The 18,731-nt window shown below is 48.1% G+C and carries 14 protein-coding genes; 6 read left to right on the top strand and 8 right to left on the bottom strand.

The window, feature by feature from the left end:
* Positions 1-56 precede the first annotated feature (56 nt).
* Together D1627_RS02480 and D1627_RS02475 are read right to left on the bottom strand one after the other, a co-directional pair.
* Positions 57-644 (bottom strand): phosphoglycerate mutase family protein, encoded by a 588-nt coding sequence (locus D1627_RS02480; RefSeq protein ID WP_119430616.1) that lies wholly within the window; start codon positions 642-644, stop codon positions 57-59.
* A gap of 63 nt (positions 645-707) precedes the next feature.
* Complete coding sequence (locus tag D1627_RS02475) at positions 708-1,316, bottom strand: GNAT family N-acetyltransferase (protein WP_119430615.1); 609 nt, start codon at positions 1,314-1,316, stop codon at positions 708-710.
* Positions 1,317-1,882: 566 nt separating this feature from the next.
* Between D1627_RS02475 and D1627_RS02465 the strand changes: the two genes are divergently transcribed.
* From D1627_RS02465 to D1627_RS02450, 4 genes are all read left to right on the top strand, one after another.
* Positions 1,883-2,596, top strand: a complete 714-nt coding sequence (locus tag D1627_RS02465; protein WP_119430613.1) for a Gfo/Idh/MocA family oxidoreductase — start codon at positions 1,883-1,885, stop codon at positions 2,594-2,596.
* 6 nt (positions 2,597-2,602) lie between these two features.
* Positions 2,603-3,703, top strand: a complete 1,101-nt coding sequence (locus tag D1627_RS02460; RefSeq protein WP_233555484.1) for a glycosyltransferase — start codon at positions 2,603-2,605, stop codon at positions 3,701-3,703.
* Between the two features lie 234 nt (positions 3,704-3,937).
* A complete protein-coding gene (locus tag D1627_RS02455) occupies positions 3,938-5,047 on the top strand; it encodes a CgeB family protein (RefSeq protein WP_119430611.1) in 1,110 nt (369 codons plus the stop codon).
* Between the two features lie 135 nt (positions 5,048-5,182).
* Positions 5,183-5,746: an NUDIX hydrolase gene (locus D1627_RS02450; protein WP_119430610.1), complete on the top strand. Its 564-nt coding sequence runs from the start codon at positions 5,183-5,185 to the stop codon at positions 5,744-5,746.
* 5 nt (positions 5,747-5,751) lie between these two features.
* Here D1627_RS02450 and D1627_RS02445 read toward each other — a convergent pair whose 3' ends face one another.
* The 5 genes from D1627_RS02445 to D1627_RS02425 form a co-directional block, all read right to left on the bottom strand.
* Positions 5,752-7,332, bottom strand: coding sequence for an NFACT RNA binding domain-containing protein (locus tag D1627_RS02445; RefSeq protein ID WP_119430609.1), 1,581 nt, complete (start codon positions 7,330-7,332; stop codon positions 5,752-5,754).
* A gap of 110 nt (positions 7,333-7,442) precedes the next feature.
* The gene (locus D1627_RS02440; RefSeq protein ID WP_119430608.1) at positions 7,443-8,204 is read right to left on the bottom strand and encodes an MBL fold metallo-hydrolase; all 762 of its coding nucleotides are present in this window, start codon (positions 8,202-8,204) and stop codon (positions 7,443-7,445) included.
* On the bottom strand, positions 8,201-8,476 hold the full coding sequence (locus tag D1627_RS02435) for a hypothetical protein (protein WP_119430607.1): 276 nt from the start codon (positions 8,474-8,476) through the stop codon (positions 8,201-8,203). Before D1627_RS02435 ends, D1627_RS02440 begins: the two co-directional genes overlap by 4 nt.
* A gap of 3 nt (positions 8,477-8,479) precedes the next feature.
* Complete coding sequence (locus D1627_RS02430) at positions 8,480-8,860, bottom strand: response regulator (RefSeq protein ID WP_119430606.1); 381 nt, start codon at positions 8,858-8,860, stop codon at positions 8,480-8,482.
* A gap of 3 nt (positions 8,861-8,863) precedes the next feature.
* Positions 8,864-14,086 carry a PAS domain S-box protein gene (locus D1627_RS02425; protein WP_119430605.1) on the bottom strand — a complete coding sequence of 1,741 codons (5,223 nt, stop codon included), beginning with the start codon at positions 14,084-14,086 and terminating at the stop codon, positions 8,864-8,866.
* A 185-nt stretch (positions 14,087-14,271) separates the two neighbouring features.
* On the opposite strand from D1627_RS02425, the gene D1627_RS02420 reads away from it, so the two are divergent.
* Together D1627_RS02420 and miaA are read left to right on the top strand one after the other, a co-directional pair.
* Complete coding sequence (locus D1627_RS02420; protein ID WP_119430604.1) at positions 14,272-15,360, top strand: glycosyltransferase; 1,089 nt, start codon at positions 14,272-14,274, stop codon at positions 15,358-15,360.
* Positions 15,357-16,268, top strand: a complete 912-nt coding sequence (gene miaA / locus D1627_RS02415; protein WP_119430603.1) for a tRNA (adenosine(37)-N6)-dimethylallyltransferase MiaA — start codon at positions 15,357-15,359, stop codon at positions 16,266-16,268. The genes D1627_RS02420 and miaA overlap by 4 nt, the downstream gene beginning before the upstream one ends.
* An 81-nt stretch (positions 16,269-16,349) precedes the next feature.
* Here the strand turns inward: miaA and tamL are convergent, their stop codons facing one another.
* On the bottom strand, positions 16,350-18,728 hold the full coding sequence (tamL, locus tag D1627_RS02410) for a translocation and assembly module lipoprotein TamL (RefSeq protein WP_119430602.1): 2,379 nt from the start codon (positions 18,726-18,728) through the stop codon (positions 16,350-16,352).
* Positions 18,729-18,731: the final 3 nt, after the last annotated feature.

Here is an 18,731-nt window from a genome sequence, read left to right as displayed (position 1 = left end):
GGTAGTATATACTAAAAAACGAAGCTGAAGTTGCAGAGATAGGTTACCGGTGCGATTTATACTTCCTCAAACATATGAACAGACAAAAAACTATTGCCGCCTTTGATGCGCTGTTGCCACCCCAGCCGCTTTAATTCGCGCCGGATAAAGCTGTTAAGCAAGCCATGGGCTACTAGCACTGTTGTTTGGTTTGCCATAGCATCCTGGGCAAGTATCCGGGCAGCTTGCCTGGCTCGGGCACGGGCCTGCTTAAAGGTTTCGATGCCGCTGCTGTTTAGCCCAAAAAACCAGAGCACGCGGGCTGCAATGAGCCATAAGCTTATGGGTAACCGAATAAAAGGCAAGGTAAATATCCGGCGCTCAAACTCCCGAAACACACGGTCGATCTGGAGGGAAACCTGCTCCCCGAAAATGGCGCGGGCGGTTAGCTGCGAGCGAATAAGCGTACTACAGTATACTTTGCGTATCTGTTGGTATGGGATAGCCTCATGCCTGAGCACAAACTTCTCGACCTGTGCAGCATCATAATCAGAAATATATTGGCGGGCAGCTTTTACATCAAAAAAGCCTTTGCGCTTTACAAGGGGGCGTGCATGGCGAATAAGAAAGATTCTGCTGGGATTGTGGGAGGTAGCTGTTTCCAAAGTGTACGGCGCTTGTAGACGCTAATACCTACCACTAAAACACCGTTGTGGTTGCCCGTGCTGCTATGCTGGCAGTGTAAAGGAGGTTAGGTCTGCAAATATGGTTTGTTTAATGCCAGCCCACTCATCTCGAAGGATGCTATAGTAAATAGTATCGCGTCGGCGGCCATCGTGCATTTGTGTGTGGCTGCGCAGAGTGCCTTCTTCTATAGCGCCCAGTTTGAGCATTGCCTTGCGGGAGCGCATGTTTAGCGCATCCGTCTTCAGCTCAACACGATCCATCTCCAATTTTTCGAATGCATGGCAAAGTAACAGAAACTTACAGTGCCTGTTGAGGCCGGTGCCTCTGAATTCTTTGGCAAGCCACGTCCACCCGATTTCGAGGCGTTTATCCGCAGCGGATATGTTCCCGTAACTGGTGCTGCCCGCCAGCCGCCCCGTGGCCTTATCAATAATCATGAAAGTATAGCGGGTGCCAGCACTGAAGCCCTTTTCTACTGTGTCGGCCCAAACTTGTAGCTCAGCATGGTTACTGATGCGGGTAGGCATAAATCGCCAGATATCCTCTTCAAAAGCAATAGAAGACATTTCTGTCAGGTCAGATGGTTGAAACGCTCGAAGCAAAACGCGCTTGTTTTGCAGTTCAGGGCCAGTTCTAAAGTCAAGGTCCATGGCAGCAGAATGGGGTTGCAGTTGCTAAAAGTATACTTGTAGCTAATTAAAATAAATACTTATTTCTTGTTTTTGCAACTGGCAGCCGCTGAGGGAGGAGCCAATATATATAGATGACAGCAGGTGGTAAGCTATTGATAAAAAGCTTGTTAAGGGTGGATTCTGCCGAGAATAGCAAAAACGTAAGAGGCATGCTATAAACAATCCTGTTAAAATTATAGAAAAAGTTAAAGAACTCACCAACGTAATGCACTTTTGCCGCGTAGTAGAGTGCACCGGAAAAGAACAGTTGGCCTCTAAACTGCCTAAGGTGGTTGGCATAATCTCGCCGCCTGTTTGTAGGTTCTCCTAAAGCTCCGGGCCCAGCATAAGCGGGGCACAATCATGCAATTTATAAGTTTATACACGGGGTATAACAAGAGTCGGCTGTCCGCAAAAGAGTATGCCAAGTTTGCCATAACGCCTTTTATCATACTTGTTGCTGACGTATCGTATGTTGGCTCATGTTAGTTGATCTCTATAGTATGCTGTTGTACCAGTGAAGAGCCCTGATAGTACCGTCTACCATGCAAGAAACCATTTTATCAGCAGAGTTAACCAGTATCCACAGTGCCATCAGATTTCAGGAAGCGTACCCAAGCCTGTTAAGCCAAGGTAAGCCGACATTGAAACAAAGCCAGGGGCTGGGCAAAAGCTCTTACCGACATACCAAGGCAATGCAGGAAGTATACAAAGTACTGCAAAGCGGCGAGTTAGGGCCTTTATATGCCATCGAGCTGATTTCCCATAAGGCTTGCAACACTTCACTGGAAGGCCGCAACTGCGTTATTGAGCTAGGTGCTCCACTGTTGGAGCTTGGCCTTTGGGCGACAGGTTTTCCAAAGATACTTGATGCTAAAGGCCACTTGTATGCCAATGGTGAACGCTGCAGCGAGAATACGCGCGAGGCTAACGATTACGGTCTGGTACTGCTTGAACTGGAAAATGATATAAGTCTACAGTTGTGCTGTTCCTGGCACTTGGCCCCAACTCATGAGCCGATGCTGAGTGCCACTTTTTATGGTATTAATGGCGGGGTGGCTTTTAAGAGCATAGCAGGTAAACCTGGGCAGTTTATGGCTGAGCGCTATGCTGGCCCAAATACACAAACGCTATACAACCCAGAAAACGATCCAACAGCTTCTTTAGATCAGCATTACTTGGATGCTATAGCAGCAAGTGTTTCTAAAGAGAAAGAAAACAGGCTTACAGAGGTACTCGATAAAATTTTCAGAAAATAAAAAAACATGGAAGCACATCATCCTTCAAAAATCCTAATGACGGCAGACACTGTTGGAGGTGTCTGGAATTACACACTTGAGCTGGTAAGAGCACTTGCCCCATTTAAAACGCAGGTTGCTTTGGCAACTATGGGTGCGCCTTTATCAGAGGAGCAGCGCAGGCAAGCCAACGAAATTGACAACCTGACAATTTACGAGAGCAACTACAAGCTTGAGTGGATGGAGAATGCGTGGGATGATGTAAACCAGGCCGGAGAATGGTTGATGAAGCTGCGTAACGAGGTGCAGCCCGACCTGGTACACTTGAACAGCATGGCGCACGGCGCTCTGGATTTTGGCGTGCCAACCATAGTGGTGGTGCATTCTTGCGTGCTCTCGTGGTGGAAAGCCGTGAAAGACGAGGAAGCCCCTAATGCCTGGGCAAAGTATAAAGAGCTTGTTATGGCTGGCTTGCAAGCAGCTGACATGGTTATTGCCCCAACACAGGCCATGCTGCACCAGGCTCAGGAATTATACGGGCCATTCAAAAATAGCACTGTAGTTTATAATGGGCGCGGGCAGCATAGCTTCCAGTTCGGCGACAAAGAGCCGTTTGTATTCAGCATGGGCCGTGTCTGGGACGAGGCTAAGAATATCTCCATGCTGGCACATATTGCATCAGACCTTAACTGGCCTGTATACATTGCCGGCGATGCCAAGCACCCGGCTACAGGCAAGGAAGTAGATCTAGAGAACGTACACTTCTTAGGCCAGCTTACTGAAAAAGAAGTATCTAACTGGTTATCCAGAGCATCCATTTATGCTTTGCCGGCAAAGTATGAGCCGTTTGGGTTAACGATTCTGGAAGCAGCCATGTCAGGTTGCGCATTGGTGGTGGGTAAAACCGAAAGTCAGGCAGAGATTTGGGGGAATGCTGCAAAGTACGTAAACCCAGGCAGCGCCGACGATCTGCGCGATACCATTAACGATTTGATAGAGGATGAGTTTGCACGCAATATAATGGCGTGCCGCGCCGTAAAACGTTCGCATGGCTACACGGCAGATCCAATGGGCCAGGACTATGACCATGTTTACCGCCAGTTGCTAAAGCAAACCGTGGTAGTATAGATGTAAGACACAGCTACGCGACCATTAAAGTTAGCTGTAGGAGCCGGTTACTTGTGCATAAAACTGTTGGCAAAGGGCAGCGCGAAGGTGGCCACCACAAGTACCGGAGTGTTTGAGACAAAAAAGTATTATATAAAAGCAGATTATAACAGGAAGTTTCGCTTGCGCCTACGTATATATTGCGTATCGCATAGCACCTTCATTTAAATAAAAACAGATTAACATAGCATTGGCATGAACATCGTAATTCTTGGTTTATCCATCACCTCAAGCTGGGGCAACGGCCACGCCACCACGTTTAGGGGTTTGGTGAGAGAACTGAACAAGCAAGGCCACCATGTACTATTTTTAGAGCGCGACGTGCCATGGAATACTGGCAAGCGCGACCTCCCAAATCCAGATTATTGCCAAACGGCGCTTTATGTTTCGTTAGAAGACCTTGAAGTGCGCTTTACAGAACAGGTGAAGCAGGCAGACATGGTGATAGTGGGCTCGTATGTGCCCCAGGGAGTGAAAGTAGGAGAGTGGGTTGTGAACACGGCGAAAGGTATTAAGGCTTTTTATGACCTGGACACGCCGGTGACTCTAGCCAAACTTGAGCGCGGTGATTACGAGTATCTGCACCCAGACCTAATCCAGAAGTACGATTTATACTTGTCCTCAACAGGTGGGCCTACCCTGGAAATGCTGGAGCAGACGTATCACGCACCAATGGCTCGGGCCTTCTACCGATCTGTAGATCCTGAAGTATACTTTCCAAAGCTAGTAGAGACTAAATGGGACTTGGGTTACCAGGGCATTTATTCTGAAGAACGCCAGCCACAACTAGAAAAACTGATGGTTGATGCTGCCAAGCAATGGCCACTCGGAAGGTTTGCGGTGGCCGGGCAACAGTTTCCGGGAAGTATAAAGTGGCCAGCTAATGTGCAGTATATTGAGGATATGCCAGCAAGTGAACACCAGCATTTCTACAATAGCCAACGCTTTACCCTAAATATCACCCGAGCTGATATGGCTACGGTTGGATATACGCCGAGCGCAAGGCTTTTTGAAGCAGCTGCTTGCTGTACGCCAATTATCACGGATAACTGGGATGGCCTGGAAACATTTTTTGAACCCGAAACAGAAATCTTGATTGCTTCCTCAGCCAAGGATAGCCTGCGATACCTCCGCGAAATATGTAAATCCGACCGTAAGCTAATTGCTGAGCGGGCGCGCAAAAAAGTAATGGCAAATCATACTACAACTCATCGGGTAAACCAGCTGATGCGCTACGTCGAAGACTTAGGCGCAACAACATACAGCATTGTAAATACCAAAGGCACTGTAAGCCAGGCAATGTAACCACGAAAGCCTGCCGCCACACGCATTTAGTGCTTATATTTAAAGTACCCTACTTATTAACGTTGCATCAAATTATAAAAAAAGCCAAGCCTTGTGCCTGGCTTTTTTTACGCTAATAAAGTTTAACTTGCCCTTATGAATATAGAAAAGCATACACCACAGCCCTGGAAAACCCTTAAATCAGAAATGGTGGTAAACGAAAAATGGTATAAACTGCGCCGCGATGAGGTTGAGCTACCAAACGGGGTGGTGCTTGACGATTATTATGTGAGCGTTCGGCCAAATGTTGTGCTTACATTTCCGCTCACCGAGGATAACCATGTGCTGTTTGTAAGGCAGTACAAGCATGCAGGCAACGAAATTTTTATTGAACTGCCTGGTGGTGTTATAGATGACCATGAAGATGTGCCAGAAGAAGCTGCCAAGCGCGAACTGCTGGAGGAAACAGGCTATACTACAGATGATATGGAGCCGCTTCTGGAGGCCATTGATAACCCGACCAAAGATACCAACAAGCTCTATTTTTACCTGGCACGAAATGTGCGCCAAGTAGCTGAGCAAGACCTGGATGCCATAGAAAGTATTGAAGTGCTAAAAGTGCCTTTGGGCGAAGTAGAGCAGATGATTATGAGCGGCCAGGTAAACGTATCCGGCTCAATTGCCCTTTGCCTGCTGGCACTTAGAAAATTAGGTGTTTAGTAAGATTATTTGCTGCCTGGAGCACTTGCAAATGGGTTTTCAGGTTTAACGAGTAACACTTTCTCTCGTTCCACAACAACGGCCCCGGCAGGGGCGCCTTTAGGCTTACGCACCCATTTTTTGGGTGTGTAAATAACCGGGCACAGCGAGTCTGATTTGCGCTTGCTGTAGTATGCGGCCAGTTGGGCGGCTTTCTCCAGCACGGTGCCAGGTATGGTTTTCCCAGCTTGATGTTTAATGATAACATGAGACCCCGACACATCCTTAGCATGCAGCCAAAGGTCTTCCTTGTAAGCATGGCGCTGGGTTAACTGGTCGTTGTTTTGGGAGCTTTTGCCGACTAGTATCTTAAAGCCCTCGCTTTCAAACACTCTAAACGGAATCTGTTCCTGCTCTTGCTGTTTGCTGCCTACAAGGTGGCTATACTCGCGCAGGAATAACTTGAGCTGTTTATAGTTTTCTACTGCCTCCAGCGCCTGCAATGCATCTTCCAGAACAATAAGCTCTTCGAGTTTCCGCTCAACCTTTTCTTCCAGCTGGCTCACTTCTACGTGTTGGTTCTTTGCTTTGCGGTAGAGGCGCTCGGCAAACTTCTGTGGTGTTTCGTTCTGCTTAAGGATATAGGTACGGGTCTGGTCGGTGTAAAAATCGTAAAGCTCTACCTCAGCGGCCCTGGGCGGGATGTTTGTTAGGTTGGCCATCAGAACATCCGCCGTTTGGGAGTAGGAGCGATCATGCCGAAGTTCTTCAAGCTTTTTGGAGCTCTGGTCCATCACCGTTTTGGTAACATGCTGCTTGCGCTCCAGCTGTTGCTTAGCTTGCCCGTATTGTTGTTCAAAACCAGTTTCAGACAAGTATAAACGCGTAAACCTGTCTGTAGCTTCTAGTGGGTCTGTGTAAGTGTACAGTATTTCGCCAACTGCCAGTAACGAAAGTCTTATCTTACCATTCAGGCGGATTATGTAGAATTGCTCTGGAGAGCTAATTATATCCAGCATACTTTGCACCAACTCCCATTTCTCTTCCAGGGTGGCGCTGTTGTAGCCGCGTTCCTCCAGGTACAAAACAGGAAGCTCACCAAAGGTGGGGTATACTTTGCGCAGGTTACCGTTAGCTGCTTCAAAAGCTGGCAGGTTCTGAGGTAAAGAGCGATCCATGGCCCACGGGTTTAGCTCAGCATCAGCTGCAAATTTTTTCTGAAACAACTCTATCGCTTCCTGACCCTCAAAAAGTATAATGTTTGACCGGTTGCCGAATAGCTTAAACAGCAAAGTATAACCGCCTGAAAGTATAAAATAGAAGCTGCGCTCGTTCTGGTGCTGCACCACATCTTCCACCGTCAGGCCTTGGAGTTCCTTCATTAGCTCAGCGGTATTTACCCGCGCTCTCCTAAAGTCGGCCGGAAAAGACAGGGAAGTAAACTGCGTTACAAGGCTAGCCCGGATATAAAAGTCTTCTCCATCCTTCGCAAAGCCAAGTATAAGCTCATCCTTGTTTTGGCTGAATGCCGTTACAGCCTGCATGCCTACCAGCTTGGTGCGCAAAGCCTGTGCTAACTGCCGAAGAAAATAATAATTAAGATGCATGCTCAGATAATGGAAAAGGTGGTGATAGCGCAAGCTTTGTACGTTAGGGCAAAGAGGCTACTCAGCAAAGTTTTAATTCCTTGGCAGCTTGTATCTGCTATAACGTAGAGTTATACCTCAAACTGCAGCCCATCGTAGGCTAACCGGATAAAGTCGGGGAGTTGTAATTCTACTTCACGATGCAAGCCCATCAGATGGCTAATGTGCGTGAGGTAAGCTTGCTCTGGCTGCAATTCTTCAAGTAGGCTTACAGCTTCCTGTAGCGAGAAATGTGAAATATGGTGCTCGTGGCGCAGAGCGTTCAGGACGATGACTTTTGAGCCTCTAACTTTCTCTTTCTCTTCTTCAGAGATATGATTGGCATCAGTGATGTAAGTAAAATCCCCGATGCGGAAGCCAAGCACAGGTAACTTGTAATGCATCACCCGGATTGGCACGAATGGCACGCCTTCTACCTCGAAGGGCTGGTCGTTGATGGGGTGCAACGCTACCTGCGGAATGCCAGGGTACTTATAATCCGAAAAGATGTAGGCAAACTCTCTTTTCAGTTGCTCCAGCACACGTTCTTCGCCATATACTGGCATGTCTTTATGCTGCAGGAAATTAAAGGCACGGATATCATCCAGGCCAGCTGTATGGTCTTTGTGCTCATGGGTAAACACCAGGGCATCCAGCGTTTTGATGCGCTCACGAAGCACCTGCTGCCTGAAATCGGGGCCAGAATCAATAATGATGCTTTTGCCATCGACCTGCAGGTGTACCGACACGCGAAGGCGTTGGTCACGGTAGTCTACGGAGCGACAAACCTCGCAGGTACACCCGATTACGGGAACGCCCTGCGAGGTGCCAGTGCCTAATAATGTTACTTTCAATGGGCGTGTTCTTCGTTGCAGATTTCGAGATAAAGTTGCCTGGTTTTATCGCTCAGGCGGCTTTCATCCACTGAAATGGTGCGAAGGATATCATAAAGGCAGTTTATTTTGCCCTCCAGGCTGTAGTATTTGTTTACTACAGCTACCTTCATGTCTCTTAGCACACAGTAGCCGGCTTTAAAATTGCCTTTCTCGTAGCGCAGCACAAAATCCGACTCTGCAAAAATATCCTCCAACCTGTTTAAAAAGGGCCGCGTGTACTTAAGCTGCATTTGTTATTTTACTGTGTACTTTTTTACGGTTTGAACCAGCATGTCAAAATCTAGCGGCTTTGGCAGATAATCGTTAATGCCAACGGCCTTAAAATCTTCCATGCTATAGTTGTTTGCGTTGCCGGTTACGGCAATAATCGGAATGTTCGCAACTTCCGGATCCTTGCTGGCGCGAATTTCCTTGGTACAGTCCATGCCGTTTTTAATCGGAATGTTCAGGTCCATCAGGATTGCATCAATCTTGTTGGCCTCTACTTGCTTAAGAACCTCGCCACCATTTTTCGCTACCAGAATTTTATAGTTCTGCAGCTCCAGGATTTTCTTCGTTAGGTTCAGGATAACGGAGCTATCCTCAGCGATCAAAATAGTTTTGCTTTCTGCCATTTGCTAACTGAATATAATGTCCTTATAAGATTTTTTATAGTTTTCGTATTGGGTCTGCAATTTGGAGAAATTTTCATCAATATGCTCCAAATTGTCCTTTTTTATGTCGTGCTCCAGCTGTTTGGCAAGTTCTGCGAGGGGATTGATGCCCAAGGTAAAGCCAGTGCCTTTTAGCTGATGCAATGTACTTAAAATACCTGTGTAATGTTGTACAAGCAGGTCTTTTTTGGCTTCTGCGATGAGTTCAGCCGCTTCTTCCTCAAATTCGGTATACAATTGCTTCGTAAAATCATCGCCGCCAATTTGCTTTAACTGCTCTACCACAGTAAGGTCGATGATTGGTTCTTCAGTATCTTGGTTTTGTACTTCTTCGGTAGTTTGTGGTAACGCATGCCAGGCGCTGCTTTCCCACTTGCTGATCATGGCGTGTAAATCAGTGCTCTTTACAGGTTTAGAGACATAGTCGTCCATGCCCTGGCCCATAAACTTGGCCGCATCGTCTTTCATGGAGTAGGCCGTCATGGCGATTATTGGCGGGCAATCGCTGCCAAGCTGCTCTTTTATGTGCTTGGTTGCCGTAACGCCGTCCATCTCCGGCATTTGAATATCCATGAAGATGATGTTATACTTATTCTTTGTGGCGCGCTCAATGGCTTCGTAACCGTTGGAGGCTATGTCTGTAATACAGCCAAGCCGCTCCAACTGCTTTTGGGCAACTTTCTGGTTTATCTGGTTATCATCTACAAGCAGCACGTATGGCGTGTAATCAAGCGTTACAACTTCCTGTGAGTGCTGTTGCTGGCGCAGCTTCTGGGCGTCTATCTCTGCTGTCGTTGCCAGCCTTACCCTAATGTTAAACCAGAACACGCTGCCGTTGTCTATCACCGATTCTACCCCAATATCGCCGCCCAGCAGGTGGGTGAGCTGTTTTGAGATAGCCAGCCCCAGGCCAGTACCGCCAAAGGTTTTGGTAGAGGAGTTGTCCAGCTGGGTAAAGTCATTGAACAGGAGCTGCTGCCCTTCTGGCGTAATGCCAATGCCGGAGTCTTTAACACGCACATGCAGCCTGAAATGCTTGCTGTCGAGTTGCTCGGCCCCTACATGTATGCTTACATCGCCGGCGTTGGTAAACTTAATGGCATTAGAAGTAAGGTTCGACAAGACCTGCAGCAAGCGCGTTTCGTCGGTAACGATATGGCGCGGCACTTCCGGGTCAATGGTATAGGTAAAGTTGAGGTCCTTCTGCTGGGCCCGGTTTACGAAGAGCGAGTGTATTTTGCCAAGGGTTTCATAAACATCAACGCCGTTCTCCTGAATTACCAGTTTGCCTGCCTGTATCTTGCTCAGGTCCAGGATGTCGTTAAGTATGGCCAAAAGGGCATCGGATGACTTACGCAATGTGTCGATGTACTCGCTTTGCTCCGGGTCTGTGTTTATCTGGTTCAGCAAGTCAATCATACCGATAATGCCGTTCATGGGGGTGCGCAGCTCGTGGCTCATGTTTGCCAGGAATTGCGTCTTCACCTTCAGCAAGTTTTCGGCTTCTTCTTTGGCACGCAGTAAGGCTACCTGAGTGCGCTTCAGTTCTGACACATCGCGGGCCACGCCTTCCACGCCTATAGGCTCGCCTTGCTGGTTATATATCAGTTTGGAATCGAGCACGATGGTTTTGTGGGTGCCGTCTTTATGCACCATCTCCACTTCTACATCCCGGATGCTCTTTTCTTGCATCACACGTTCGCGGATGCGTTCTGTATCCTCTCTGCTGGCAAAGAACTTGCTGGTTTTCATGCCCAATACCTCATATTCGGTATAACCTGAGAGCTGCTCAAGAGACGGGCTTACCAAGTCAAGGGTGCCTTCCATGGAAACACGATAGTACACATCCTGGAATGACTCGAAAATGCTTCGGAATTTCTCCTCGTTCTCAGCAAGCGCTAACTGCGATTTCTTCTTGTCCGTGATATCCAACCCAATGCCCGAGATCTCTTCAAAAGAGCCATCTTCCAGGTAAATAGGGTTCAGGTATACTTCACGCCAACTCTCTGGGTTTTCCAGGTATATTTCGAAATGCTGTGGCTGGCCTGCAAATGCTTGTTTATACTTGTCTTCCCAGAAGGCATAAGAGGTCTCGTGCACCATCGATTCATCATTGATGGCAGTGTATAACTCTAACGGGCGGCCATTGCGGTTTTCGAAAGATGTGGCAAAATTGCGGTTGAAGGAGGTAAGCTCATAGTTGCGGTTCAACGACCACATGTGGTGCGAACCCGACTCGAAAATAGCGTTAAGTCGCGCGTTTTGGGTATTAATCTGCTCTTCGTTGCGCTTACGCTCAATGGCAAGGGCCACTTGGTTCGAGATAAAGTGCAGAATCTCGATGTCGGTGTGCACGTAGGCATCCGGGTTCTGATAATCCTGTAAGGCAATCACCCCGATAATACGCTCTCCGATGGCTAGCGGGGAACAAAGTATAACTTCAGGCATGGCGCCAAATACCGTAATGCCATCTGTTTTAGAGAGCTCCATAAGCTCCTTTTTCTGCATGTATAGCGGTTTGCCTGTTTCTATGATATACTCAGATAAACCGATAGAGAATGGCCGCTTCATTCTGGACTTGGCCGCTTTGTCTATAAACTGGTCTACCAGGTAAACAAAGTTCAAGAACTTGTGGTCATCGTCGCAAAGGGCAATGTAAATGTTGCGGGTCTCGATGATCTTACTCAGTTCACGGTGGATAGCCGAGTAGAGCGAGTTCAGGTCTTTGCTACTGATGGCCAGGTTCGCGATACTATAGTATACTTTCTGCAGACGCTCAGCCTTAATACGGTCCGTGATGTCGTGAAGGATGGCGCGTGTGGCTACCGGGCGATCGTCTTGCCAGCTGCAGGTTATACTTCCAATCAGGTGCACAGGCTTGCCTGCCTTTGTCAGAAACACTGTTTCTATTTTGTTGACATTTTCGCCTTTATACAGGTTGCGCAGCTGGTAAATCAGCTTGGCCTTATAGTATGGGTGTACAATGTCGTTCAGCGTCAGCGACTCAATATCATGGTCGGTATAACCTAGGCGGTCTTTCCAGGCTTTGTTAACGAAGATAAACTTGTTGTCTACCGAGATATTCTGGATCAGGTCGTGGGCATTGTCGAAAAGATCCTGCAGGCGGATCTTGTTATCCTTCAGAGCCTCCATGGCGATGCGCTTATCCGTCATGTCTTTACCTACGCTGGTTAGCCCGGTAATCTGCCCCTCCTGGTTATACTCAAACATGCAGTTCCAGCGGATGGTCTTCAACTGGCCAGACTTGGTAATCACATCGCGCTCGTAGTATGAACTGAGTTGCTTTGTCTCCAGAGACTTCTTAAAATCGCTGATACGCTGTGCTCGGTCATGCTTTGGCACCAGCAAAGTATAAAAATTCTGCCCGATTAGTTCTTCGGCGGTGTACTCAACATAGTTCAGGAAATAGTCGTTGGCAAAGGCAATGTTGCCTTCGGTATCCAGGCTGTAATAAATCAGGTTAACCTTATCCAAGAAATTGCGGAACTGCTCCATAGACTCCAGCAACACTTCTTCGCGGCGTTTGGCCTGCTGGGCAAGCTTGCGTTGGGTAATATCACGCTTAAAGGCCTGAAGGTAGCATTCGCCATCTAAAATCAGCCGGGTTACGGTTATCTCCGTGTCGAACACAGTACCATCCTTGCGGCAGTTCTTCCACTCAAACGTTACAGACCGGCCCGATTCAAGCACATCTTTCATGATACGCTCGGCTTTATCTACAGAGCGTTGGCCATCGGGTTGTAGCTCCGGGGAATAATGCTCGGGCGTTCCGCCTACTAAGTCTTCGCGGGTGCAGCGGAAAAGTTCGATGGCTTTGTCATTGCAATCCACCACAATACCGTCTTTAAACAACAGGATAGCATCATAGGACGACTCGAAAAGCAGTTTATACTTATCCTCGGAGTGCGTAAGCTGTTGCTGCAATTGATGGCGCGCAATGTAGTTGCCAATGGCCGTCCCGATAAAATCGAGCAAGGAAACGAATGACTGCGTCATGCGGGCTTCGTTGGCTGGCCATATAAGTATAAAAGCAAGCACCTGTTTATCGGTGGTAATAGGCACCACGGTTAGGGTCCGGCGCAACTGTATCTGCAGCAGATCCTGCACCCTCAGCAATGCCTTGCGCTTATCAGTGGTTAGCAAGCCATTGATTTGCTCGGCATTAAATGTGATAGTTTCAAGAAGTTGATGCTCACCGGTCTGCCCGGCAGAGTAGGAGAGTTTAGCTACCTTATCCAGGCTGGAATAGGTATACACACACCCGCCGGTCACGTCGCTTTTTTCCAGCAGTTCATCAAGCGTGTTGTGCAATACCTCGTGCTGGCTATCGGAAGTTGATAGTTTTGTAATGAGCTGGTTTACAAACTCTAGCTGATGGTTGCGGAAGCGAATATCCTTTTCGGAGCCGATCAACTCGTTAAGATTCTTTACCGAGCCATAGATCACATCCTCGCCCTTGAACTTGCCCTTGTGCAGGGTTACCTCTACAGGCATTAGATCGTGGTTGGACTCATGTAGCCACCACTCAAATTTCTGGTTGCCTACCTGCAGCGTTTGCTGTATCTGGCCTTTTAGGGCCACGCGCTCAAACAGGTTCAGCCCAAACGCATGCAGTATGGATGTGCCTGTCAGCTTTTCCTTCTTGAGCTTGGCAAGGTTTAAGGCAGCTTTGTTGATATCGATAAACTTGCCCTCACAGTCCAGCAGGAACATCGGCTCTGAGTTTGCCTCAAACACCTCATGGTAGCTGTCGCCGTCGTAAGGAAGAAGTGCCGTGGCCTGCCCAATGCTGGCAAGCTCCACGCAGATAAATGTTTCTTCCTGGAAATGCACCAGACGGCAGCTGTATGTGTATGAGCTGCAATGCGCTGTAGCCATATGCTCTACAAGCCCAGTTAACTTCCGGTGCTGCTGCAGCTCATCAAGTATGGCCTGAAAGCGCTCCTGCGACACTCCCATAAGGCTGCGCAGGTGCCGCGATGTGCTAAAATCAGAGTCGCTGGGTTTGTAGTTGATAGTCTGGGCATTTGCCGCCAATACCTGGCCGGAGGGAAGTGCCACCACAATGCCATGAGAAGGCTTTGCTAATTGCACTAACACCTGCAGCAAGGCAGATGCCAACCGGGTGCTTTTCTCATCTTGTGACCTGTTAGGAATATAAGGCATTTTTATCAACTAAAGGTAAGGAGCCATCTATGCCGTTAAAGCCAGGCACAACAGCTACATGTAAATATTATTAAATAAAGCGATAATTTAGCAAAAAATTGCATCTAAGCCTACCGCAGTTAGCCTTAGAACACCTTAGTGCCATTGTTTGTGCATTTTAGACTTAAAAACCCTGGCCAGCCCTTATGAAGAAATTGTTTTTTGCCGTTACCACCGACCTAAACCATGATCAACGGATGCAGCGCATCTGTGGTTCGCTGGCAAAGGCAGGGTATGAGGTAGAACTGGTAGGCCGGGCAAAGACGGGGTCTAAGCCACTCCTGCCGCAGCCTTATCGGCAACACAGGCTGCAGTGCCACTTTAGCAAAGGGAAACTGTTTTACCTGGAGTTCATGCTCCGTTTATACTTCTACCTTGGCCGCCGTAAATACGACGCCTATTGTGCAATTGACCTTGATACGGCACTGCCAGTATACTTCAGGGCAAAAAGCATGGGTAAGCCCTTTGTATACGATGCCCACGAGTATTTTCCGGAGGTAGTGGAAGTAACAGACAGAAAAGTTGTAAAAGCCGTCTGGGTGGCCATCGAAAGCTTCATCGTGCGTCGAACTAAGTATGCTTATACCGTTAGTGAGTCGATTGCGGCAATTTTTTTGGAGAAGTATAACACCCGGTTTGCAGTAGTTCGCAATGTGCCGCCCTTATGTACGTTTGAGGAGCCTGCCAAAGCGCCCCGGACCATACTTTACCAGGGAGCTGTTAATGAGGGCCGGGGCTTAGAGCACCTACTGCATGCCATGGTGGGCTTAGATGCCAAGCTGCTTGTTTGTGGCACTGGCGACGTGCTGCCTCAGCTCCAAGTGCTGGCCGCGCGGCTTAACATCAGCCATAAGGTAGAATTTAAAGGACAGGTATTGCCACAGGAACTGCTGCAAATTACGCGGCGGTGCCAAGTAGGAGTGATGCTTCTGGAGAACCGTGGGCTAAGCTATTATTATTCTTTGGCAAATAAGTTCTTCGATTATGTTCATGCCGGGGTACCGCAGCTAGTCGTTGATTTTCCAGAGTACCGGCAGCTAAACCAAAAGTATAATGTAGGCCTGCTTACAAGTATGGATGTGGGGGAAATAAGGGAGAAGCTTAGCCTGCTGCTAACCGATAGAGCCTTGCATACTACACTTAGCCATAATTGCGAACTGGCAAGGCAGGAGCTGAACTGGCAACACGAAACGCAAAAACTAGTGGCATTTTATCAGAAGTTATGGGAAGTATGAAAAAGCAAAAGCACCTGATAGTAGTGGTTGGGCCCACAGCCGTTGGCAAGACAGACCTTTGCGTGCAATTGGCAAAGCATTTTAACACAGAGATTATATCAGCCGACTCTAGGCAGTTTTACAGAGAAATGCACATAGGCACAGCAAAGCCTACTGAAAAGGAACAACAAGGTGTGCCGCACCACTTCGTGGATTCGCATAGTGTAACCGAGGAGTATAATGCAGGCGCCTATGAGCAGGATGTGTTGGCCTTGCTGGAGCAGCTATTTAAAAAGCACGATGTAGTTATACTTACCGGAGGCTCCGGCCTCTACATCCGTGCCGTGCTGGAGGGTATGGACGAGATGCCTGAAACCGACCCAACAATACGACAAGCACTTACCCAAAAGTATGAAGCAGCCGGGTTGGAACCATTGCTGGAGCAACTGGGAGAACTTGACCCATTATACTTTACTCAGGTTGACAAAGCCAATCCGCAGCGGGTTATCAGGGGCTTGGAAGTATGCCTGAGCAGCGGTGCGCCCTATTCTTCGTTCCGGAACAGCAAAAAGCAGGACCGCCCTTTCAACCTCATCAAAATTGGCCTGAACCGCGACCGTGCAGAACTTTACGCCCGCATAGACCAGCGCATGGACCTAATGCTGACACAAGGGCTATTAGAAGAGGCGAAAGTGCTGTATCCGTACCGTGCGCATAACGCCCTACAAACAGTTGGTTACAAGGAGATCTTCGATTACATGGATGGCAAGTATGATTGGGAGGAAACCGTACGCTTGCTCAAACGCAACAGCCGCCGCTACGCCAAGCGTCAGTTAACCTGGTTCACTAAAAACCCCAATGAGTATACCTGGTTCCACCCAAAGCATTGGCAGGAGATAACAGCCTTTATTAAGGGTCAGGTTAATTAATCATTATTTGTCGACTGTAGAATTGAGTGATTGTTTAAGATCACGATCACTCAATCCTATCACTCGTTCTCTCAATCAAACCTAAAAAGGATAACCTATGGCGATATTCAGCACCATGCTGTTTTCACCACTAAAGCTTCCGTTAAAATCGTTTAGAACAAAGCGTTCGCCTTTGGGCAAGTATGGCACACGCACCGGTACACCCACATCCAGCCTGATCACAAAGAAATCAACATCAATGCGAAGGCCAAGACCAGTACCAACCGCCAGCTCAGATAACGCATTGTTGAACTCGAACTTCGCGCCTGGCTTATCTACTATTCCGTTTTCATCGAAGGTATCGCGGAGGAGCCAAATATTACCGGCATCCACAAAGGCCGCGCCTTTAAAGAATCCGAAGATAGGAAATCTATACTCAAGGTTGGCTTCCAGGCGGATGTCGCCTACTTGGTCAAAAAATGAAAAGGCAAGCTCGTCTGGCACATCGTAAGTGCCGGGCCCTACGCTCCGTGCCCGAAAGGCCCGGATGCTGTTTGGCCCGCCAATCGAAAATTGCTTTACATAAGGCAGGGTAGTGGAGTTGCCGTAAGAATAGCCCACGCCGGTAGCCAAACGAGCCACAAGCTGGCTCTCTTTACCAAAGTTTAAGTAATGCCTGAAATCGTTATCCAACAATACGTACTGGGCATAAGGGTCGCCAAACAGGGTGCGCGGGTCGTCTTCGGTTGGGGTGTGCGCGCCGGCCAGCGACTGAAACGCGCTAACCAGATTCCCAGATAGATCCAGGGTGACCTTATCAAAAACCTGGCTCGTGCGTTCTTCGAACATCTGGGTACTATAAGTTAGTTGATAGATAGAGCCGATTATGAACTGGCTCTCGAAGCTGCGCTGCAAGTATGGGTTTTCCTTTAACAAGGTATCAAAAACTTCGGAAGTATTACTAAGCCGCACATATTGCAGGTTAATTGGCGTGGCATCAAACGTTAATGTTTGCTTTGGGCGCCAGCTGTAGCCATAAGATGCATTGTAGGAGTTAAGTTGGTAAAAGTTTACCCGGCTCAGGAAATCAAAACCAAGGCCTATGCGCGTTTGCGGAACAAACTCCGTGCGCAGGTTGCGCAGGTTAAACGGCGATACAATGCGCGGAATAGCTAACGTAGCCTGCACGCCCAGCTCATAGGAAGTCAGGTTGCCACTGCTATTGTCCTCTACGCCCTCAGGCGCTGTGCCTGTTCCAGTTCCTCCAACTAAAGTCTCAAAACTACCCGTAAATTCAACGTTCAGCAGTTCAGACCCTCTAAATGTATTGCGGTTTCGGAAGGATACCGTTAAACCCGGCCCGGTAAAATTATTAGACTTACTCACCATCTGCGCCTCGGCACGGAGCGATTTTTTAAGGCTGGGAGTTAGGTAGATGAACGCATCCAGCTTATCCGTGTTCACTGTATCAGTCGCGTAATCTATGTTCACGAATTTGTAGGCTGATAAACCGGATAAGCGTTTAATAGTGAGTAAATGGTTTTCGCGGGTATAAATACTATCTTTTTCCAGAAACACGCCATCCAGCAAATGGCGGGCACGCACATAGTCCTCGTTGGGTATGTAGTGGTATCCTTTAAAATCCAGGGTATCGCTCGTGGACAGGCTATCGCCCAGCGAGTAATTAGCGAAGATGTATATGTCGTCCAGGGTATACGGCTTTAGCGCTTGCGCCGAAGCGGCACGTTTAATGCGCAACAGCACATCCGCTTGGCGGTTACCCACGGTGGTGTCTACGCTGTAAATCATTAAGTCCGGGCTGAAGTAGTAATAGCCTTTGTTCTTAAGATTGGCGTCGATTCGCACGCGTTCCTGCGTCATCACGCTAAGGTCGTAAGGGTCTCCTGGTTTTAAAAGCGATTCGGCTTTGGTTTGCTCAATGGCTTGCTGCGCCTGCAACGAATCATCGAGCATATACTTTATATTGCGCAGGCGGTAGGGCTCACCTACCCAGGCCGTCCAGTTGATGCTTGCTTTCTTATTTTCAGACTTTACTTCGCTGCTTATGTGATTGTTAAAGTAACCTCGGTTGTGGAGGCGGCTGCTCATTACCCCGCTTATACTTCCGGTATCAACCTCTGAGAGTAGAACGGGTGGCTCACCCAGCTTTGTCATGATAAAGTGCTTCAGGCCTTTTTCCTTTTCTGTGTAAAAGGCGTTGTAAATGCCCAATTTGGGGCGCCACCCAAGTATGGAAGCATTTGGTTTAGGGCGAACGGTGGCTGTAAGTTCTGTTTCCAGTGCGGCTTTGCGGTTACTGCTGTCCTTTTCATCGTTCACAGAAACGCTGTACCCCGTAAAAAGGGCATCGTTATCGGGCACTGTTTTGGTAACGTTACAGCCCGATAAAAGCAAAAGTATAACTAGTACTGTACAGGTTCTGATGCCTGAAAGCTTAACCCAGGGTTGAGTTTTTAACATATA

This window comes from Pontibacter oryzae, from assembly GCF_003576375.1.
Classification (GTDB): domain Bacteria; phylum Bacteroidota; class Bacteroidia; order Cytophagales; family Hymenobacteraceae; genus Pontibacter; species Pontibacter oryzae.
Note: the sequence above shows the minus strand (reverse complement) of the source record. Positions and strands in the feature narration are given on the sequence as shown.